This window comes from Bradyrhizobium sp. CSA112, assembly GCF_029051645.1.
Taxonomy (GTDB): Bacteria; Pseudomonadota; Alphaproteobacteria; order Rhizobiales; family Xanthobacteraceae; genus Bradyrhizobium.
The window spans coordinates 200913-221261 of record NZ_JAACFS010000003.1 but is presented as its reverse complement, the minus strand read 5'-3'; the positions used below and the strand labels follow the sequence as shown (position 1 = coordinate 221261).

Below are 20349 nucleotides of genomic sequence, written 5' to 3'. Positions count from 1 at the left end.
GTCGATCGTGGCCCGAAGCTAGCTCTTCATTCTCGGCTTCGTGAACGGATGTCCAGGCGGCCGGTCAGCCAAACCACTCGATGTTGCGCTGGCACTCCCGCTCCAGCCGCCGGCTCGACTGCACCCGATTGAGGTATCCGTAGACGTAAATCTTCAACAGCGTCGCAGAATGATAGGCCGGCCTTCCCGTCGCCTCTGGCTCGACGCCGCCAAAGCCCAGCCCAGTCAAATCAAGCTCATCGACAAAAACATCGATCGCCCGGACGACCGGATTGTCCTCGCCCAAATAGTCATCTGCCGCTCGGAAAACAATGTGCTCTGACTGCGGTCATCACCAACGACAAAGCGAGTCATCGAATGACCCCGGCCAAATCGCCGGAGAATCATATCATTGACAGCGTTTTCATACAGCCTGGATCCATAGCAGACATACCCTCCGTCCTAGGGATGTCCGCTTTCGGTCGAGGCCAACGCCGTCTGACCGGCAATCTCGTCAGCTCGCCAGCACCGGACCGAGTGTCCATCGGGACGCGTTTCAAGCGATGGGCCAGGCTCGCGATGACACACGGCCTCGGCGTAGAGACAGCGCGGACTGAACGCACATCCGTCCGGCGGATTGAGCGGATTGGGAAGCTCGCCCGGCGTCGTAGCTAACGGTGCGCGACGTAGTGGATCGGGAATGGCGGCGATAAGGGTTCGCGTATACGGGTGCGCCGGCCGTTCGAAGATTTCGCGCCAGTCGCCGGTCTCCACAATGCGGCCGAGATACATCACGGCGACCCTGTCGCTCATGTGCTCGACTACGCCGAGGTCGTGGCTGATCATGATATAGGAGAGGCCGAGCGTTTCCTTTAATTCCAGCAACAGATTGATGATTTGGGCGCGGATCGAGACATCCAGCGCCGATACAGGTTCGTCACAGATGATAATCCTGGGATTGAGGATCAGCGCGCGAGCGATGCCGATCCGCTGACGCTGGCCGCCCGAGAATTCATGCGGATAGCGGCCGGCTTGTTCGGGCCGCAGGCCGACATGCCTGAGCATCGCCGCGATGCGTCCGTCGATCTCGCTTTTAGCCGTCACGCCATGCAGGCGCAGCGGGGCTTCCAGCGTGCGGCGCACGGTCTGGCGTGGATTGAGCGAGGCGTAGGGATCCTGAAAAACGATTTGCACGATACGGGCCAACGCCTTTCGATCGACCGATTGCCGGTCCGTCACGACCTGCCCGTCCAGCACGATGCGGCCGCGCGTCGGCTTCTGCAGGCCAAGTATCGAAAGTGCGACAGTCGACTTGCCGCAACCGGATTCGCCGACGAGACCGAGGCATTCACCGCGCTTCAGTTCGAGATCGATGCCGTCGACCGCACGCAGCAGCCGCCGGCCGCCGCCCAGCAAGCCGCCACCAACCGGAAAATGCACCGCGAGATCCTCCACGCGGAGAATGACATCGTCGCCAGGTCTCGCCGCAGGTTCATGCATGGTGATGGCACCGGACCAGCCCGCCCGCATCGAGCAATGTCAGCTCCGGCGCGGTGGTCCGGCAAATCTCGGTCGCCTGCGCGCAACGCGGATTGAATCGGCAACCGTCCGGAAAATCAGCGATCGCCGGGACGACGCCCGCGATCTCCCGGAGCCGGGTCCGGCCAAGTGCTGCGCGACTGCCCAGCCGCGGCAGCGAGTCGATCAGGCCTTGCGTATAGGGATGCGAGCATGCGCGGAAGATATCGGCCGAGCCGCGCTCCTCGACAATGCGGCCGGCATACATCACGGCGACGCGGCGGCAGACGTTGGCGACCAGGCCGAGATCGTGGCTGATCATCAAAATAGCCGTACCTCGCTCGGCGCATAAATTCCGCATTAGTTCTATGATCTCCGCCTGCACCGTGACGTCGAGTGCGGTGGTCGGCTCGTCGGCGATCAGCAGATCCGGCCCGCATGCCAGCGCGATGGCGATCATCACGCGTTGACGCATGCCGCCCGAAAGCTGGTGCGGGTAATCCTTCACCCGTCGCTCCGGCGCGGGGACGCGGACGCTCGCCAGCGCCTCGACAGCCAGCTGGTTTGCTTCCCGCCAGTTTTTGCCTTTGTGCAGCACGAACATCTCCGCGATCTGCTGGCCAACGGGCGAGACCGGATTAAGCGCCGTCATCGGCTCCTGGAAGATCATGGCGATGCGATTGCCGCGCAGCGCCCGTTGCTCGGCCGCCGGAAGTCGCTGGATCTCCCGGCCCTCAAACCGTATGACGCCGGCGCCGATCGAAAGCGGCTGGCGGAGCAGCCCGATCAGGGCGAGCGCCGTAATACTCTTGCCGCAGCCGGATTCGCCGACCAGGCCGAATGTCTCGCCACGATCGATACGGAATGAAACGCCCTCGACCGCCGCAACATGGCTGGCCCGGTCGTTGAGATCGATGCGCAAGCCCTCGACTTCGATCAGGGGAGAGTCCGTCATGCGCGCTGGCTCCGCGACTGTGGATCGAGAATGTCACGCAAGCCATCGCCGAGCAGATTCAGGCCAAGCACCGTCAGGAATATGGCGAGCCCGGGGAAAATCGAGAGCCACGGCGCCGTTGTGATCTGCTCGCGGGCCTCTGACAGCATGCTGCCCCAGCTTGGATAGGGCGGGCGGATTCCGAGGCCAAGGAACGAAAGCGCGGCTTCGGCCAATACCGCGCTGCCCATGCCCAGCGTGCCGATGACGATGATGGGTCCGAGCATGTTCGGCAGCAGCTGCGTGATCATGATGCGCAGATCTCCGTAGCCGAGCACTCGTGCAGCCTGCACATAGCCTTGGTTCTTGAGCGACAACGTCGACGCCCGTGCGATCCGGCAAGTGAACGACCAGTTGGTCAACCCGAGCGCGATGAGCAGGCTGGTCAGGCCGGATCCAAGCACCGCCATGATGGCAAGCGCGAAGATCAGCGAGGGGATCGCGAGCATGAGATTGGTCAGCCCGTTGACGAAGTCGTCCCACCAGCCGCCCCAATAGCCCGCGGTCAGGCCCAGCGTCACGCCGATGACGCTGTTGACCAGTTGCGAGACGATGCCGACCGTCAGCGAAATGCGCGCGCCGTGCACAACTCGGGAGTAAATGTCGCGGCCCTGCGCGTCGGTGCCGAACCACCACGTCCAGCTCGGTGGCTCTTCCGCATTCATCAAGTTGGCATCCATCACAGGATCCGTATGCGCCAGCCAGGGCGCGAGCAGGCCGACGAAGATCGCAAGCGCGAACAACGCCCCGCCGATGATGAGACTGGTTCCGAACTTCATCGCGGCCGCCCCGACGCGACAGGCGGTACAGTCAATCGCACCATGGTGTGATGGATCGGGCCGGCGCTCATGCGTATCTGATCCTGGGATCGATCACGGCATAGAGCACGTCAATCACCGTATTGATCGTCAGAAAGAACAGCACCACCACGAGAATCGAGCCCTGCACGGCGGGAATGTCGCGCTGCAGCACACTGTCGACGAGCAGCGAGCCGATGCCCGGCCAGGAGAACAATTTCTCGACCACGACCGCCTGCCCCATCAACGCGCCGAGTTGCAGGCCGATGGTAGTGAGAATGAGGACGAGAGCATTGCGCATCACATGCCACTTCACGACCAGGGTCTCGCTCATGCCCTTCGATCGCGCCGTCCGGACGAAATCCGCGGTCATGATCTCAAGAACCGCGGCGCGCGTCGTCCGTGCCAGCAGTGCCATCGGCGAGACACCGAGCGTCGCCGCAGGCAGGATCAAATATCTGAGCCCGCCATCGCCATAGCCAAAACTCGGCAACCAGCCGAGTTTCAACGCGAACAGATACATCAACAGCAGCCCGAGCCAGAATTTGGCCATTGAAAGGCCGGACACCGCCACGACCATCGAGATCGTGTCGATGATGCCGCCCGGCCGTAGCGCTGCGATGAAACCGAGCGGTACGCCGATCACAATCGCGAACGTCATGGCTGCGAATATCAATTGCAGGGTTGGCCACGCTCGTTTGGCGATCATGCTGGTGACCGGCTCGCGGGTCCGGAACGAGGTCCCGAAATCACCTGTCGCGAGGCTGGCAATGTAGGAGCCGAAGCGTATGTAGACGGGATCGTCGAGGCCGAGTTGCTTCTTCATGCGCTCGGCGATCTGCGGGTCCGTCGCTCTGCCGTCATCGCTCATGCTCGACATGATGCTGCCTGGAACGACGCTGAACAGCACAAAGATCACCAGCACGACAGCCAGCACGGTCGGGATGGTTTGCAGGATTCGACGGATCACGAACGAGAGCATTGCAACTGTTCCTCCCTCCCTCCATCATTTTCTGTGATGGAGGGAGGCGCGAGAGCGCGTGTCACTTCGCGGGCGAGGTCTCATCGACCCAGAGGTCTTCGGCGTTTTGATGGGTCAGTTCCGTCGCGTTCAACTGGATCCCCTTGAGCCACGGCTGCACCGCCATGACCGCCTTGTTGTAGTTGAAGAACCAGACCGGCGCTTCTTCATAGAGCAAAGCATTGGCCTTTTGCAGCAGTTGGCCGCGCTTTGCGGCGTCGTCGGTCTGCCCGGCCTCATCGATCATCTTGTCGAAGTCCGCGTTCTTGAAGCTCGTGTAGTTGCAAGCTGATTGCGGCGTCGACGAGTGGAAGCATTTGAGCGCCGCCGAGGGATCGGGGCCGGTCGCCATGGAATAAACATAGGCCTGGAACTCGCCCTTGCGAATGACGTCCGCCAGCACCGCGGTCTCGACCTGCTTGACCTTCACCTTGATGCCCACCCGATCCAGCATCGGAATAATGGCCTCGACGATCGGCAAACCCCAGCTTTCATTTGGACTCGTCGTCCATTCGAATTCAAAGCCGGTGGGATAGCCCGCTTCCGCGAGCAACTGCTTCGCTTTCGCGGGATCGAAGGCGTATGGCTTCATGGTCTTGTCGTAAGCGGGTGAGGTCAGAGGCAGCCAGCTGGTGGCGCGATAGGCTTTGCTCTTGACCAGCTTGCTGATGATCAGATCGGCATCGATCGCATGGTTGATGGCCTGTCGCACCCGCTTGTCGGCGAACGGTTTGAATCCGGGATTCATCCCCATGTGGCGCGTGAAGACCTCGGCGACTTCGACGATGGTGCCCTTGAGGCCGGGGTCGGCCTGATAGGCGACATACTGCGCGGGCCCGAGCACCGAGGTGTCGATTTCCTTGTTGCGGAAGGCGACATCGCGCGCCGCGGCTTCGCTCATGAGCGACACGATCATTTTGTCAGCGTACGCCTTGCCGGGCTTGTAGAACCTGTCCCACCGTTCCAGAACGACGCGCGATCCCGGCACGTGCTCGAGAAATTTGAACGGCCCAAGACCAATCGGCTTCTGGATGAAGCTCTCCTTGGCGCCCTCGTCGGAGGGATAGATCGAAGTTATCGCGTTGAAGAAGTAGAAACCCGGATCGACCTTTTCGGTGAGCTTCATTTCGAGCGTGAAGTCGTCGATTTTTTTTGACCGGAGATTTCCTTGGCTTTGCCCTTCTCGACCTCGGACGCGCCCTCGATCACGCGGACAAAACGCGCGCCGGGATAGGCTTTGGTGCCGTCCATGATCCGATTGTAGCTCCAGATGATGTCGTCGGCCGTCATCTTGCGACCATGGTGGAAATAAGCGTCGTCGCGCAGCTTGAAGGTATGAACAAGGCCTCCGCCGGAGACGGTGACCTCCCTGGCAAGCTCCAGAACCGGCTTGCCATCAGCGGAGTTCCAATTGTAGAGCGATCGATGCAGAGCCTTGGCGTATATCTCGTCCTGGGCGCGCTGTGTCGTATGAATGTCCATGCTGGTGAAACTTGAGCCATAGGGCGCCGTCATACGAATGGTGCCGCCTTTGCGCGGCGTCTGGGCCTCCGCCGTGGCGCCGAGTGCCAGTGCCAAACCAGCCACGATCACAGTTTTCTTGAACATCATGCTTTCTCCAGTAGTACAGGAGTATTCCGATCAGCGAGTTGACCACTCGGAGCATGTCAAGCGCAAGATCCTCATTATGGCGATCGGGACCAATACTTGTGCAGCGTCAGCGCGAGGGGTGCGACGACCATAGAAAGGCAGCACGTGGTGCGCCATCTGGTCCGAGGTGTCGTCGGCGGGCTGACCAAGACGCGTGTCAAATGAAGTAGGCAGGGAGCGCGAAAGCTCAAAGCGGACATCCAGAGTTGCAAGGATAGAGCGTTCACCGGAATTGATTTAACCGCTCTCGCTCCTTACTCGCAATTTGTGCCAGCATGTAAGCGATTGCGACTGAACGGATTTTAGGTTCCGTACTGAATTCGTGAAGCTAGGGTTCCGGAGGCAAATAACCGTCGAAGGGCGCTCCTGAAGCGCGTGACGTCAGGACGATCCGGCGTCTTGATGTAGCTCGCCACCCCGCATCAAGCGGAGGGCGATGTCGGCTGTCTGCAGTGACGCGCGTTCGGTCGGTGAATGGGCCGCCAGATAGCGGGCAACCGCGATGAGGATGTGCCGGCCCTCTTCCGTGGCGCCCCACACGCCGAATTGCCGGACTCCCGCCTCCAGCATCTGATACGCATGGAAGCCTGCATCTTCGCGCAGCACCGCATGCGCGAGCGTGGCGATCAGCGCCTGCGGCGAATGGCGGAGCGTGAGATACCGCGCCACCAGGCGTGCGGCGAGATCGACCTGGCTCTGCCGGTCGAAGGCGTCAAGCAAGGCGGCGCCGATCGTCTCTGGATCCGCGGGCAGATCATCGAGCTGCTCGCCCGTCGCCCGGGATGCGCGCCGGCGGCACATTGAGATAGCGAGCAAGGTAGAGCGCCATCGCTCCGTGCAATACGCCGCGGAAGGCCGTAACGTGAGTGTCGACGTTGGCAATCCCGATCCGCGTCAGCATCTGTATTTCAATGCGCTACGAACGTTCGCAAGCTGCCGGCTGTATCGCCCGCAAGCCCAGCCGGGAGTCGGCGGCCCCGGTCTAGCGGTAGGCCGGGGGCGTTTCTCCTCAAGCAACCCGCTAGCGTAATGGCGGAACGTAAGTGCCGGATCAACCTACCCTGAGGTTTTCGGCGGATTCTTTCCCGCGGTTGGCTACCACTTCATAGCTCACCTTCGTGCCCTCATTCAGATTGCTGAGACCTGCTCTCTCAACGGCCGAGATATGGACGAACACGTCCTTGCCGCCAGTGTCGGGCTGAATAAATCCATAGCCCTTTGTCGCGTTGAACCACTTCACGGTACCTATCGCCACGTCGATTCTCCCCATCGATTCGAAAACACGGTAGGATGGTGACAGAAATCCGGCGAAACAAAGGGCCCGCCAGGGTGAGCCCTCGCACGAAAAGCCGCCGCTGAGTTGAGTCAGCGAAGAAGGCGAAGATCCGATGAAAGAAAGCACCCTAGCCAAAATCACGGCGTCCGTAGCCGCTGCAAAAGGGATGGCTCAAAAGGCGCTGGCGAGCAGCCCAAACCCTGAGTGGACTGAGTCCGAAATACGATCAATTGACGAATGGATCGCCCTTCAGGATGTGAAACTGATCGGCACCGCGATGTAGCTGCTCCGGTCGAGGTGCCACTTCTGGATGACTGCCGCCGGGGTACCGGGCTCGCCCCGTGGCCCCTGCATCCCGCGCTCGCCCTTCGGGCGCTCCATACGTCATCTGAAACTCCGAACTATCTCGCCATTCTTACTCGTTACCCAGGTAATCCCGCGATTCAGAGCGCTAAGAACTCGTCTTCGCCTTCTTGGCGAAGATCCGCTGGAGCGCCCAGCGCGCGTTCTTCCTCACTTCGGGATCAGAATCATTGGCGACAAGGACGAGGAACGGTTCCGCGGCTGGATCGGCAATCTCACCCAACGCCGCCGCAGCTTCCTTACGCAGATTTGCCTGCTCGTGCGTGATGCACTTGCCGATCGGAAGGACCGCGCGGTCGATTTTCATCTTGCCGAGGCTTCTGATCGCCTTGAGCCGCACCTGCCAGAAATCGTCCGTCAACGCGGCAATCAATTGATCCGCCGCGACCATGCCATTGGCGTTCTGGCCTAACGTCTCCGCCGCCATCTCGCGGACCATCCAGTCTTCATCCCCTAGCGTACGAGTGATCGATTCAGCCGCCGGCTTCAGCTGCGAAAACGCCAGAGCGCTAACCGCCGCCCGCCTGACATGGGCATCGGAATCGCCAGTGGATGCAGTCAGCGCAGGTATCGACTCCTCAAGCTTCAAAAAGCCGATGACGCCGATCGCTTGTACGCGGACTGCGGCATCGCTGTCCCTGAGCGCTTCCAGCGCCGGCTTGAGCGTGTCCTTGCGCCGTAGTTCCTTCAGCGCACGGAGCGCACCCATGCGGACGAACGCGTGTCCGTGCTTGACCAGCGGAAGTATCGCGTCGGCGCAGGCCGGATCCTTGAATTCAGCCATGCTGTCAGCCGCTGCGTGAGCCACCGCCGGCTCGGGATCGACCAGCAGTTTCGCCAGGGCCGCCGCCGACTCTGGGCCATCGAACTCTCCGAGCGCCATCGCCACCTGCTGACGCACCCCTGCGTTGGGGTCCGCGACCATGCCGCTCAGATGCCTAACGGCCGCAGGATCCCCGGAATGGCCAAGCGCAATGATCGCGACGCGGCGCTCGCCCGGATCGGCGGCCCCGAGCCGCTCGTCGGCGTCATCGAGATTGTCGTAAGACTCGAAAGGACCGGCCATGATTACCTCAGGAGGTAGGGAATGTTGACAGTAACAGCGCCGGTCGGGCAATCAGCCTCGCAAGGCATGCAATACCAGCACTCATCGTAGGCCATGAAGGCCTTTCCGGTCATGTCACTGATGCGAAGCACGTCGAGCGGACAGACATCGACACACACGGTGCATCCCTTGTCCGCGATACACTTGGCATCGTCGACGACGACCGGCACGAAAGTCTGATAACTGGCGAGAGGCATAGCTAAATCTCCTGTTGCTTCGTGGCGGGGCCGTTACGCACTGGCGCGGATACGTTGCTTGTCGTAGAGGTCCTTCTCTTCATCGGCGATCGGAACGACGTACGGCTCCACATCCCGCTTCTCGCTGGTCATCTTGCCGTCCTTCTTGCTGAGAAGTGTGTGGCAGAACCAGTTCTCGTTGTCCTTCTCCGGGAAATCGGTGCGAAGGTGATAGAGGCCCCAGCGGCTTTCCTCACGGTAAAGCGAGGCATGCGCGGCCATGTCGGCACAGTCCAGTATCGACTGGGTCTCGAGCGCGCGAAGCAGTTCGTGCGAATTCCGCGCGATCATCTGCTGTTCCATATCCTCACGGACCTCCGCCAACCGGCGCTGACCGAGTTCGAACTTGCGCGTGACCTTCGGCGGCTGCAGATAATCGTTCACAAGGCGACGGGCCTTGTATTCGATCTGGTTCGGCGGGATGCCGTCTTCCCGCTTGGTCGGCGCCATCACGCGGTCGCGCTCCTTGGCCACGTCCGCGGCATCGAACGCGGCGAAGTCGTGGTTGTCCGCGAACTCCATCGCGTCGGTGCCCGCGACCGAGCCGTTGGTAAAAGCGCCTAGCATGTAGTTGTGAGGTACGCTGGCCATATCGCCGGCGGCGTAAAGACCGGGCACAGTCGTGCGAGCAAAATCATCGACGAGCACACCGGACGCGCTATGTCCTGAACAGAACCCGATCTCGGAGATGTGCATCTCGATCGATTCGGTCCGGTAGTCGGTACCGCGTCCCTTCTGGAACAGCCCGCGCGTCGGACGCTCGACCTTGTGCAGCGTGGACTCGATTTCCTCGATCGTTTTCTCGTGAAGATGCGAGAGCTGAAGGAACACCGGTCCCTTGCCTGACGACAATTCGTTGTAGAACTCGAGCATCATCTGGCCCGACCAGTAATCACATTCGATAAAGCGCGATCCTTCGTTGTTGGCGGTGAACGCACCGAAGGGACCAGCGACATAGGCGCAGGCCGGTCCGTTGTAATCCTTGATCAGCGGATTGATCTGGAAGCATTCGAGGTTCGCGAGTGCTGCGCCGGCATGATAGGCCATCGCATAGCCGTCACCTGAATTGGCGGCATTCTCGTAGGTACCGAACATGTAGCCGGAGGTCGGAAGGCCGAGGCGTCCCGCCGCACCCATGCAGAGGATGACGGCCTTGGCCTTGATGACCAACATCTCGGCTGTGCGGGTATTGACGCTGATGGCCCCCGCCACACGTCCGTCGCTCGACGTCAGCAGCCGCGTGGCCATATACCGGTTCGAGATTAGGATTCTCGCGCGCCGGAGCTGCCGGTAGATCGCCTTCTTCACCGTCTCGCCGTTCGGCATCGGCAGCACATAGGTGCCGATATGATGTACCTTCTTGACCGCGTAATCGCCGTTCTCATTCTTCAGGAAACGGATGCCGAAGCTGTCGAGTTCCTCTATGATCTTGTAGCAATTCTGCGCGTATTTATAGACGGCCTTCTGGTCGACAATGCCATCGTTCGCGATGGTTATCTCCTTAGTGTATTGCTCCGGCGTCGCGTAACCGGGAATGACGGCGTTGTTCAGCCCGTCCATGCCCATCGAGATCGCACCCGACCGCTTCACGTTAGCCTTCTCGAGCAAAACGACATTCGCTTTGGGATTCTTCAGCTTCGCTTTCAGTGCAGCCATCGGCCCGGCCGTGCCGCCGCCGATAACGAGCACATCGCAGGAAACTTCCGAAAGCCCGTCGACGATCTCATCCATTGCCATTATTCGCTCCCGGTTCGGCGTGTTCGCCGTCTTAGTGTTAGATTTGTTCGGCTAACCCTTCGGCGATAGCAATTAGTTGTCGCCAGTGAGAGAAACCCAATGTTTGGGCCCGTTGCCGAAATCGAAGTCAGCCTTTGAGCAACAAATAGGCAGACACGCCCGTTAGCGTTCGACAAAGGCTTTCTCGATGACGAAGTGCCCCGGCTCGCTGTGATTGCCTTCGAGAAAACCGCGCTCCGTGAACATCACACGGAGTTCCTCCAGCATGCCGGGGCTGCCGCACAACATGATGCGGTCCGTCTCCCGTTCCAGCACGGGTAGTCCGACGTCGTCGAAGAACTGGCCCGATTCGATCAGGTCGGTGATGCGGCCGCGGTTGCGAAATGGCTCTCGGGTCACGGTCGGATAATAGATGAGCTTGTCGGCGAGTAGCGGTCCGAACAACTCGTCCTGCCGAAGCTTCTCCACCAGGCGTTCGCCATAGGCCAGCTCGGAAATCTGGCGGCAGCCATGGGCAAGAATTATCGTGTCATAGGACTCATAGACGTCGGGATCCTTGATGAGGCTTGCGAATGGCGCGATGCCGGTACCGGTCGAAAGCAGCAGCAGCCGCTTTCCGGGTATGAGATTTGCGGTGACGAGCGTACCGGTTGGCTTGCGGCCGACGAGAATCATGTCGCCCTCCTTGATCTTCTGCAGGCGCGACGTCAGCGGTCCATCGGCAACCTTGATGCTGAAGAATTCGAGGGCGTCCTCATGATTGGCGCTGGCCATGCTATAAGCGCGGACAAGCGGCCGTCCATCGACCTCCAGCCCGATCATGGCGAATTGTCCATTCTGGAAGCGAAAGCCCGGATCGCGCGTGGCTGTAAAGCTGAACAAGGAATCGGTCCAGTGTTTCACCGAGAGAACCGTTTCCTTCTGAAAAGCGCTCATCGTCCTTCTCCTCCTTCGATCGCCTGATCGCCGTAACGCGCATGACAGCGCGACGATTGGAACGTTGGGTGAGAAGCGAAAGTCTCGCAACGACAGACTTCAGTTCTTGGTCGATTAGTTTCTAGTTTTTCGCAGACTTCATCAGAACGAATGATACTTAACGTAGGTTAACGACAACCCGATCAGGATCGCAGAAAGAATAAGTAGAAGTATGATGGGTATTAAGCCGAATGCACGGATGCTTCTCCAGGGCAACGTCAATCCAATTGCCGCCATCGACGTGACGAGACAGAAACGCGAAAGCGGCGTGGTCACCTGAGATAGTTCGCGCGGGACGAGCCCCGAAGCATTGAGCAACGCCGCCACGACAAAGCCGATCAAGAAGACTGGCGGCAACGGCAAAAGGGGCTTTTGCGAAACTTCCCTACCCGTTGCGATGAAGGATACAGCGATGCACGCTGGTGCAAGGAGCGCCACACGTAGAAGCTTTGCCACCGTGGCCATATCGCCGGTCTCGGGATTGACGCTGTAGCCGGCGGCAATCGCGTGGGCCACTTCGTGAATACTCCCACCGAGAAAGATGCCGCCTGCGGCCGAGCCCAGTCCGGCCATGTGAACCAGGAACGGATATAGGATCATCGCCACGGACGAAATGATGCTGACAGCGCCAATAGTGCACGCAACATCTCTGTTCGCCGAATCATTGCGCATGACAACACAGGCAACGGCGGCGGCAGCCGAGGCGCCGCAAATGGCAACGGAGGCGGCGGCGACCAGCGACAACTCCCTTGTGATTCCGAGCATCGGGCCCAGGAACCAGCCTACCACCAGAACGATCGCTACGTTGATCGCGAGCGCAGCGACGTCAGCCACATCCAAAATCTGCAGGGTTGCGAGCGAGATTTGAAATCCAAGCAGCGCGACGCCGATGCGCATCACCTGTCTTGCAGCAAACGAAATACCCGTTTGAAACAGTGCCGGGGGCGACCAGATCGCGGCAAGGACGAGACCGAGGATCAAGCCCCAGATGACGGCCGACCCGGCCAGAAGCGCCATCCAGGTCGCAGCGCAGGCGATAAGCGCGCAGAGGGCGATACCCGGGATATCCCTCCAACGCCAGTTCGGTTCAATGATCCCTTCCGACCGGTGCAACATTATCCTACCCCGCGCGATGTTCGCGAAGTGGTGTTCGCGATACTGACGCGGAACAAGCAAGTAATTTCCAAAACCGGGATTCGGCGCCCGCCGGCAATTAGTTGCTATCTGTGCGATCACTCGGAAAGTAGCCTGTCCGAGGATGGATGTGCCGATGTCGATGTCACCGATTGCCGAAGGAACGAGTTGCGAGGTAAGCGCCGATCTCGCCTCAATATCCATGATTGCAAACGGCGGATCACGGGTGACACTTACGGCGGAGAAGCTTCGGCTATTCTGCAAATGCGCGCATTGCATCCGCGCCCGCTTCGACGAACGCTTCCCCGAACGTTTCCCCGGGATCGCCATCGTGGAGGTCGCTGATCTCGGCTACGGTCTGAATATTTCGTTCTCGGACGGGCACGACCGAGGCATCTACCCCAAAAGCTATTTGGCCCAATTGGCTGAGTCTTGATACTGTTTGGGTTTTTCGCCTGCGTCTTTGGCCGCAACGATCAATCTGGCACGAAGATTGCTGCTTTTTAGATCAGTTCTTGAATGGTCTGGAGACCGGCAATGTTGTTGCAGGCTGGAAATGTGGCGAGCGGACGCTCGCCTTCGGCCGCGGCCGCGGCCGCGGCGACGAAATCAACCTCATCCCTGCTTCTTTCCGAGAACCAGCAATTGATGGGCGGTCCACCGTCCCTGATGGAAAAGCTGACGATACGCGAGCGGGAGATCGTCCTGAAACAAGGGCGCCGAAAGGTCCTTAGTCGTGGACAGACTATCTTCAGTCAGGGCGCGAAACATGACGGCATTTTCCTGATCGAAAGCGGCCGCATACGCGTATTCTATTCCTCTCCGCTCGGACGCGAGATCACCCTCGCCTATTGGCACGCGGGCAATTTTGTGGGCGGGCCTGAGGTCTTCGACACCGGCATTCATCAGTGGTCCGGGGTCGCTTCCAGCAATTGCAGCATCGTTCAGCTTCCCGGGAAGGAACTCCGAACACTCGCAACTGAAATTCCCAATCTCGCGATTGGGCTGATCGAGGGGCTCGCGTTCAAGGGCAAATGCTATTCGGCACTCGCGCAGATGCTGGGGACGCGCTCGATTACGCAACGACTCGCGCACCTTCTGTTGCAGCTGATGGATCTATACGGCGTCGAGGATTCCGATGGAGTCGTTATCGCCGCAGCTTTCACCCACGCCGACCTGGCGCACATGGTAGGGGCGACCCGACAATGGGTGACGATCAGTCTCAAGCGAATGCAAAAAAAGCGGATTGTGCTGACGAAACGGTCACAGATCGTCGTCTGTCTGCCAAATATTCTGGAAGAAATGCGCGGTCAGGCATCGGATTGAGTTTGAATGCACACGTAAGCGGCTTCGCACAGTGAAACTGCCCAACGAGTATGCAACCGGCCTTTAGCGGCAACTAATCTACTCCGATGGCAAGTCCGCATTTGCCTGGAACGCTGGCCCAACCAATCATGTGTGCAGTGCTTCCAACCGAATGGGGATGAACATGGTCCGCCAAGTCCAATCAATCTCGATAGCGATATCCATAGCGTCCGTGGCTTTGGCTCTTGCGCAGCCGGCCAGAGGCGAGACCGTTACAATCGGCATCGGCACCCAGGATACCACGACCAACACCGTGACAACCGGCATCGTCATCCGCCAACTGCGCCTCCTGGAGAAGTACCTTCCGACGGACGGCAAGTATGCCAAAATCAAGTTCGAGCTCGAATGGCAGAACTTCACCTCGGGTCCTCCCGTCACCAACGGCATGATGGCCAACAAGCTGCAATTCGGTGCGATGGGAGACTATCCCCTCGTCGTCAACGGGTTCACGTTCGAGAAGAACCCTGAAAGCAAGAGCCGCCTGATCGCGGTTGCGGCTTACAGCATGTCCGGCTCTGGCAATGGTCTCGTCGTCCATAAGGACTCGCCGTATTATGAGTTCGCGGACCTCAAGGGTAAGCTAGTCAGCGTCCCCTTTGGATCGGCCGCCCATGGCATGATGCTGAAGGCGATGCAGGACCGGGGCTATCCGGCGGATTTCTTCCAGTTGGTCAGTCAAAGTCCTGAGGTCGGCTCGACGAACCTTCAGGAGAAGAAGATCGACGCCCACGCTGACTTTGTCCCGTTCGCAGAGCTGCTGCCGTTTCGCGGATTTGCCCGCAAGATCTTCGACGGCGTAGAGACGAACCTGCCGACCTGGCACGGCGTCGTAGTCCGTACCGACTTCGCGGAGAAGTATCCCGAGGTCGTCGTCGCCTACATGAAAGCGATCATCGCCGCCAACCAGTGGCTCCGCGCCGATCCCAAACTGGCGGCGGAAAAAATTGCGGAATGGACCGGCATCAGCAAGGAAGTCGTCTACATCTTCCTCGGTCCGAGTGGCAACATGACTACCGATCCCACCATCAAGCCAGCCCTGATCGACGCTGCGGAAGTCGATGTCAAGGTGCTGCAGAACCTTGGACGAATGAAGGAATTCGATCCGAAGAAATGGGTCGACGATTCCTTCATCCGCAAAGCCTATGCCGACATGAAGCTGGACTACGACGCCCAGCTCGGCAGTACCAAGAACTACGAGATTTCCGGCGATGACAAGTTCTGCAAGAAGCCGATCTCCGATCCCCGCAAGTCCGGCGAAGTGTGGGTCGATGACGCCGGCATTCTTCCGTTCAGCAGCGCCACCTGCACGCTCGGCGCCTACGCGGATTTCAAAACCAAGGGAAAGAAGATCAACGTCACTTACGTCTTCGACACGACGCGAGGCATCAAACTGTTCGCGGACCAGGCCTTCTATGCGGTTGCCGGTAACGATATCACGCCGTTCCTCCTGAAGAAGGACGCCGAAGCTCACGCAGCCAAGAACAGCGGCAAAGTTCTTGGTTTTGAAGAGGCGGTGAAGTCGGCCGTGGGCGGAGGCAGGACATGAGCAGCAGTCCTGCGCATGCCCTGCATCTGACGGAACGCGAAACACCCGCGATCGCTGCCGAACCGGCTCCCACCGTGGAGCCGGTCCACAGCCCCGTCACGATCGCTGTCCTGGCCGCGCGATGGTTCCGGCTCAACAAGAGTCGTCTGCGCGCGACGTTGATCGGCGCCCTTTCCCTGGTTGCATTTCTGATTCTCTGGCATCTCTTGACGAAATATCGCGTCGTGTTTTTCGTGCGATTCACCAACGTCCCTTCTCCACTTGCCGTCTACGAGAGCTTCACGACAGCGATCCACGACCCCAAATTCCTGATGCATGTCTCGCTGAGCTGCCGCAGAATTATATTCGGATTCTCACTGGCGGCGCTTGTCGCGGTGCCGCTCGGTCTCGTCATGGGGCGCTTCAAGCTGATCCACGAAACAGTTTTCCCGGTTGCCGAAGTCCTTCGTCCGATTCCCGCGATCGCCTGGGTGCCAATGGCGATCATGCTTTGGCCAACAAACGAACAGAGCATCGTCTTCATCACTTTCCTCGGTTCGTTCTTTCCGATCCTGGTGAATACACTGCACGGCATGGTTCTGGTCGATCCGGTTCTGGTTCGGGCGGCGCGATGCCTCGGCGCCAAGGAAGCTTCAATCTTTCGCGAAGTGTATTTTCCGGCCTCGCTTCCGCACATCTTTACCGGACTTACCGTTGGAATGGGCGTTGCATGGGTCTCGCTGATCGCGGCCGAGATGATCTCCGGCCAGTACGGAATTGGCTATTTCACCTGGGAAGCCTATTCGCTGGTCCAGTACGCCGACATCGCACTTGGCATGATCGCGATCGGCGTGCTCGGCCTCACGTCCAGTGTGCTGATCCGCTCTGCTGGAAGGCTCGCAATGCCATGGGGGCGCACATGAGTCTCGTCGAGGCAAAGGCAGGCGAAGGCCATATCGAGGTAAAGAACTTTGCGCTGAGCTATGAGACCATCGATGGGTCCGTTGCAGCCGTTACGAACACACAGATTCATGTCAAGCCGGGTGAATTCGTCTCGATTGTCGGTCCATCGGGTTGCGGAAAATCCACGCTTTTGAATGCGGTCGCAGGCTTCCTTAAGCCTACCGCGGGAACGGTCACGGTCGACGGCGAAGAGGTAAAGGGTCCGAGCGCCGAACGCGGGATGGTCTTCCAGCAATATTCTCTCTTTCCCTGGAAGACAGTCCAGGAGAACGTCGAATTCGGACTCAAGATGCGCTGCATGGACCGGTCCCGTCGCGATAGAGCTGCTCGAACTCTGCTCGGACTGGCCGGCCTCGAAGCGTTCGGAAAGCATTACCCTGACCGACTTTCCGGTGGCATGAAGCAACGTGTCGGTATCGTGCGAGCCTTGGCGACAGGGCCGAAAGTTCTTCTGCTCGATGAGCCCTTCGGTGCCCTGGATGCGCAGACACGGGTCATAATGCAGCAAATCCTCAATAACATGTGGCAACGGCTGAAAATCTCAGTCCTGTTCGTGACACACGATATCGACGAAGCGATCTTCCTTTCCGACCGCGTCTACTGCATGACGGCTCGCCCCGGCTCAATCAAGGCGGAAGTTCCCATTCCGCTGGAGCGGCCTCGTCAACAATCGATGATGATGTCGTCGGAATTCCTGGCACTGAAACGTGGCTTGATGTCGCTGATTCGCGAGGAAAGCCTTAAAGCAATGGGAGGCGAAATCAGCGACCAGGGTTTGCAAGGGCTCAATATAGACTTGCACGGGCAGTCGTTGGCCGAAATACTTTGAGCAGCTGTGCCTGGAGCGAACCGGTCGGCGACAGAAATTTTAGCCGCCCGCTCGACGGGCTTTGTGTCGGTTGAGGACGCCATGACGTACGCCATTCACGCATCGAGAAACGGACAAAGCGTTGTCACTATTCGCATCAACCCTGTCGCCGCTGTCGACAAGGCTCGTCTGCTTGAACGTCTAGGTTGGCGAGCTCATATTACAGACTCGGCTGGGCACCAGTTCGGTCCATCTGACTTTGTTGCTTGATCGGGAGACAGCTTAGGGGCCTATAGCCCCCTGTCCCCTATGCTCAATTCCCAAAAGCCGACTACGTTATGTGAGCGCTCAGAATGCGACGGTCGGATTTTGGCGACCGCCAACCTCCCGACTGGCTTGCTCGCTAAGGGGCGAGAGTCTGGAGGTGCAAGTCCGCCGTGTCCCGACCATTGTCAGTGCGCCAACTTCTGCCGCGCATTTGGCTTGTGGTGAGTGCCGAACCGCTCGACCATAGTCGCACTCGCCTCGTTCAGACCGATCACCTCAACATGCCCTCCGTGGCGACGAAGCTTCAGAACTATATCGTCTAGCGCGCCGATTGCGGTGAGGTCCCAGAAATGTTGGTCTGCGCTGCCGCCTCACTACCAGCGTGCGTTTGAGGTGCAGCCGCAGAAGCCTCCTGGGACATGCTCGCACACTATGACGCCAGTAACATGGCCCCGCTGTGCCGATTGATCGCAGGCGGTACTGAACTCAGGCCGTTCTCGCGCGAAATCATGAAAGGCGGATATCGTGCGGCATTCGCGCTCTACGCTGAGGAAGCGGAGAAGAACCCTGAATTCCGCAAGATCTACCGCGAATGGCTCAAGTTTCGGGAAGCTATCGTGACTTGGTTCAGGGTTGCGGAAGCTACCCTCGAGTCCAGTCTGTACAATTTGTACAAGACCTGAACGGCACCTCGTTAGTGCCAACCCGACTGCTCCAAAATAGCTAGTCAGCCAATTGTCTCACACGCGCGGGCAGGATCAGGATTTCCAACGAAACTACCGATCGATTTTATCCTATCGGCAGGATGCCGGAACGGTCATGGGAGAGCCTCCGATCTGGTTCATCAATTCACTGGATGCAATCGTATCCGGCTTCGCACGCCGGCTCATCGAGACCGAGTTTGGCAGTTCGTCAAACCGGTCCGGGCTGGACCTGAAGGCTGGACCTGAAGACGCGAGAACTGGTCTTGCTCGCGTCTTGCGGCGCATCGGGTGCGGCTGGGATCCTAGGTGTGCGGATGCGCATTCTTGCCGCCCTCGAGGCCGGCGCCACACGTATGGATATCCTGGAAGTGTTGATCCAGGTCGGTCTTTGCGCAGGACTCCCTGCAAGCTTCGGCGCCTTGGAAGCAGCCGCCGATGTTTTTGCTGAGCTTGACGCCCATAGCGGGACCGGTCGGAAGCACAGCAATGCAGTGGAGCCGCCCTCGCCACGCTGGCTGCGCAGATGCCAGCGTGAACGGGCAAGCTTTAATCTTTTTCAGGCAAAGACAATCCGACTAAAGGAAGCCGATCGAAATCCACGGCACGGCGGCAACGTTGATCGTGCCAATCAGCAGCGCGATCATATAGGCGGCGATCGGCTTCATGCCTTCATCAGGATTGATACGGCTGATCGCGCACGCTGCGTAATAGCCCACCCCGAAGGGCCGCGCGAAAAGCCCGATACCCATCGCAAGCACGACCACCATGGCATAGTGCACCTCATGCACGCCGACCTGGCGGGCAATCGGAAACAGCGGCGGAACGGCCCTTACGCATGCGACGGCTCCGGTCGAAATAGGCCCCCGCGGAATTTGAGACGACACAGAAAGCCGATGGGGTCGCAACTGGACACCTTAGGGAGATCGCGCATTTCCAAGGGTTTGGAATAGCGTCTGTCGCCACCAATCGCTTTCGATCTGATCGAGCACGGCGAGATCGAGCATGGGCCGCAATGTGCTGCCTTTCGGCAGCACGATCGCATAGCTCTCGGTGCTGAAGCTGGTGTCGACAATACGAACCGAGGCCGAGAAGTCTTTCCGCGCGACCCAGGTCAGAAGCGGCTTGTCATGGACGAAGGCATCGACCGTGCCACGGCTCAATGCAGATAGGCCGCTTTGAAGGTCTGGAAACGCTCGAAAGGAAAGCTGCTGACGAGTGAGGTAGTCGGTCGTCGCAGAGTTGGCGACGGCGCCGACGCGCACGGATCGCAGGTCGTTGAAACCGTGAACGGCGCCTTCGAGCCCTCGGCGCGTGAGCGTGGAGGTGATGCCCGCGGTGAACACGGCTATGGCGATAACGGAAGCGATCATCCACCCGGTTGCGACGATCCGCCCTGGAAGCGTTGCTGGCGCATTCTGGGCGGCGCCTGCCTGTGTCATGGCAATGGTCGACCACCAAAAGCTGGAGCCGAGTCCCTTGGCTCCACCCCCGAAATGTTCGGTCTTCCGGCGTTCCAGCAGCCAAATGAGGAAGCCGACCGCCATCGCAAAACAGAGCAGTACCGCGACAGCCTGGAAGAAGCCGAAGGAAAGAAGCGCCCGCCCGATCGATCGCCAGGCGCTTTCATTGACCGGCACCGCAATCCCAAGTCCGGTGTTGTAGAAGGGTTGGGTGAAATCGACGCTGCGTGCGCGCCCGGCGGTCACAGTTACCGCTGCGACACCGGCGTCGAGGCTGCCCTTCGCGACGTCATCCAGCAGATCCTGCACGTTCTGGGTCTCGACCAGGCGAAAGCGCAAATGCGCTCCAGCAGCGATTTTTCTCCAGAGTTCGATGCTGATACCGCTCCAGCTCCCGTCCGGCTGCTTCATCGCGAAGGGCGGGGCTTCCTTGGTTGCCACCACCAATTCCCTGTCAGGGGCTGCGCCTTGG

The 20349-nt window shown here is 59.5% G+C and carries 19 protein-coding genes and 4 pseudogenes; 7 read left to right on the top strand and 16 right to left on the bottom strand.

Annotated elements, in window-relative coordinates:
* Positions 1-53: 53 nt before the first annotated feature.
* From GWE18_RS08570 to GWE18_RS08535, 8 genes and pseudogenes are all read right to left on the bottom strand, one after another.
* Positions 54-354: pseudogene (locus tag GWE18_RS08570) on the bottom strand (transposase); the annotation flags it as partial.
* Between the two features lie 87 nt (positions 355-441).
* The gene (locus tag GWE18_RS08565) at positions 442-1479 is read right to left on the bottom strand and encodes an oligopeptide/dipeptide ABC transporter ATP-binding protein (RefSeq protein WP_275185328.1); all 1038 of its coding nucleotides are present in this window, start codon (positions 1477-1479) and stop codon (positions 442-444) included.
* The gene (locus GWE18_RS08560) at positions 1472-2452 is read right to left on the bottom strand and encodes an ABC transporter ATP-binding protein (RefSeq protein ID WP_275185327.1); all 981 of its coding nucleotides are present in this window, start codon (positions 2450-2452) and stop codon (positions 1472-1474) included. The genes GWE18_RS08565 and GWE18_RS08560 overlap by 8 nt, the downstream gene beginning before the upstream one ends.
* Complete coding sequence (locus GWE18_RS08555) at positions 2449-3270, bottom strand: ABC transporter permease (RefSeq protein ID WP_275185326.1); 822 nt, start codon at positions 3268-3270, stop codon at positions 2449-2451. The genes GWE18_RS08560 and GWE18_RS08555 overlap by 4 nt, the downstream gene beginning before the upstream one ends.
* Positions 3271-3337: 67 nt before the next feature.
* Positions 3338-4270 (bottom strand): ABC transporter permease, encoded by a 933-nt coding sequence (locus GWE18_RS08550; RefSeq protein ID WP_275185325.1) that lies wholly within the window; start codon positions 4268-4270, stop codon positions 3338-3340.
* Between the two features lie 61 nt (positions 4271-4331).
* Positions 4332-5920: pseudogene (locus tag GWE18_RS08545) on the bottom strand (ABC transporter substrate-binding protein).
* A 420-nt stretch (positions 5921-6340) separates the two neighbouring features.
* On the bottom strand, positions 6341-6775 hold the full coding sequence (locus GWE18_RS08540; protein WP_275185324.1) for a hypothetical protein: 435 nt from the start codon (positions 6773-6775) through the stop codon (positions 6341-6343).
* Between the two features lie 235 nt (positions 6776-7010).
* On the bottom strand, positions 7011-7229 hold the full coding sequence (locus tag GWE18_RS08535; protein WP_275185590.1) for a cold-shock protein: 219 nt from the start codon (positions 7227-7229) through the stop codon (positions 7011-7013).
* A gap of 118 nt (positions 7230-7347) precedes the next feature.
* Here GWE18_RS08535 and GWE18_RS08530 point away from each other — a divergent pair, with 118 nt between their 5' ends.
* On the top strand, positions 7348-7518 hold the full coding sequence (locus tag GWE18_RS08530; protein WP_275185323.1) for a hypothetical protein: 171 nt from the start codon (positions 7348-7350) through the stop codon (positions 7516-7518).
* 168 nt (positions 7519-7686) lie between these two features.
* On the opposite strand, the gene GWE18_RS08525 is transcribed toward GWE18_RS08530, so the two are convergent.
* From GWE18_RS08525 to GWE18_RS08505, 5 genes are all read right to left on the bottom strand, one after another.
* Complete coding sequence (locus GWE18_RS08525) at positions 7687-8664, bottom strand: HEAT repeat domain-containing protein (protein WP_275185322.1); 978 nt, start codon at positions 8662-8664, stop codon at positions 7687-7689.
* A 2-nt stretch (positions 8665-8666) separates the two neighbouring features.
* A complete protein-coding gene (locus GWE18_RS08520) occupies positions 8667-8900 on the bottom strand; it encodes a ferredoxin family protein (RefSeq protein WP_275185321.1) in 234 nt (77 codons plus the stop codon).
* Positions 8901-8933: 33 nt separating this feature from the next.
* Complete coding sequence (locus GWE18_RS08515; protein WP_275185320.1) at positions 8934-10676, bottom strand: fumarate reductase/succinate dehydrogenase flavoprotein subunit; 1743 nt, start codon at positions 10674-10676, stop codon at positions 8934-8936.
* A 162-nt stretch (positions 10677-10838) separates the two neighbouring features.
* Complete coding sequence (locus GWE18_RS08510; protein WP_275185319.1) at positions 10839-11612, bottom strand: ferredoxin--NADP reductase; 774 nt, start codon at positions 11610-11612, stop codon at positions 10839-10841.
* A 141-nt stretch (positions 11613-11753) separates the two neighbouring features.
* On the bottom strand, positions 11754-12767 hold the full coding sequence (locus tag GWE18_RS08505) for a putative sulfate exporter family transporter (protein WP_275185589.1): 1014 nt from the start codon (positions 12765-12767) through the stop codon (positions 11754-11756).
* 154 nt (positions 12768-12921) lie between these two features.
* Between GWE18_RS08505 and GWE18_RS08500 the strand changes: the two genes are divergently transcribed.
* The 5 genes from GWE18_RS08500 (at position 12922) to GWE18_RS08480 (ending at position 17467) form a co-directional block, all read left to right on the top strand.
* Complete coding sequence (locus GWE18_RS08500; protein ID WP_275185318.1) at positions 12922-13221, top strand: DUF971 domain-containing protein; 300 nt, start codon at positions 12922-12924, stop codon at positions 13219-13221.
* A gap of 101 nt (positions 13222-13322) precedes the next feature.
* Entirely contained in the window at positions 13323-14111 is a 789-nt protein-coding gene (locus tag GWE18_RS08495) for a Crp/Fnr family transcriptional regulator (RefSeq protein WP_275185317.1), read from the top strand.
* Between the two features lie 163 nt (positions 14112-14274).
* Positions 14275-15696: an ABC transporter substrate-binding protein gene (locus GWE18_RS08490; RefSeq protein ID WP_275185316.1), complete on the top strand. Its 1422-nt coding sequence runs from the start codon at positions 14275-14277 to the stop codon at positions 15694-15696.
* On the top strand, positions 15693-16598 hold the full coding sequence (locus GWE18_RS08485; protein WP_275185315.1) for an ABC transporter permease: 906 nt from the start codon (positions 15693-15695) through the stop codon (positions 16596-16598). Before GWE18_RS08490 ends, GWE18_RS08485 begins: the two co-directional genes overlap by 4 nt.
* Entirely contained in the window at positions 16595-17467 is an 873-nt protein-coding gene (locus tag GWE18_RS08480; protein WP_275185314.1) for an ABC transporter ATP-binding protein, read from the top strand. The genes GWE18_RS08485 and GWE18_RS08480 overlap by 4 nt, the downstream gene beginning before the upstream one ends.
* Before the next feature lie 431 nt (positions 17468-17898).
* Here the strand turns inward: GWE18_RS08480 and GWE18_RS08475 are convergent.
* A pseudogene (locus GWE18_RS08475) lies at positions 17899-18066 on the bottom strand (STAS domain-containing protein); the annotation flags it as partial.
* Between the two features lie 66 nt (positions 18067-18132).
* Between GWE18_RS08475 and GWE18_RS08470 the strand changes: the two are divergent.
* Positions 18133-18396, top strand: a complete 264-nt coding sequence (locus GWE18_RS08470; protein WP_275185312.1) for a hypothetical protein — start codon at positions 18133-18135, stop codon at positions 18394-18396.
* 596 nt (positions 18397-18992) lie between these two features.
* Here the strand turns inward: GWE18_RS08470 and GWE18_RS08465 are convergent.
* Both GWE18_RS08465 and GWE18_RS08460 read right to left on the bottom strand, forming a co-directional pair.
* Positions 18993-19304, bottom strand: a pseudogene (locus GWE18_RS08465) (TRAP transporter large permease subunit); the annotation flags it as partial.
* A 27-nt stretch (positions 19305-19331) separates the two neighbouring features.
* Positions 19332-20318, bottom strand: coding sequence for a transporter substrate-binding domain-containing protein (locus GWE18_RS08460; RefSeq protein WP_275185311.1), 987 nt, complete (start codon positions 20316-20318; stop codon positions 19332-19334).
* Between the last annotated feature and the right edge of the window lie 31 nt (positions 20319-20349).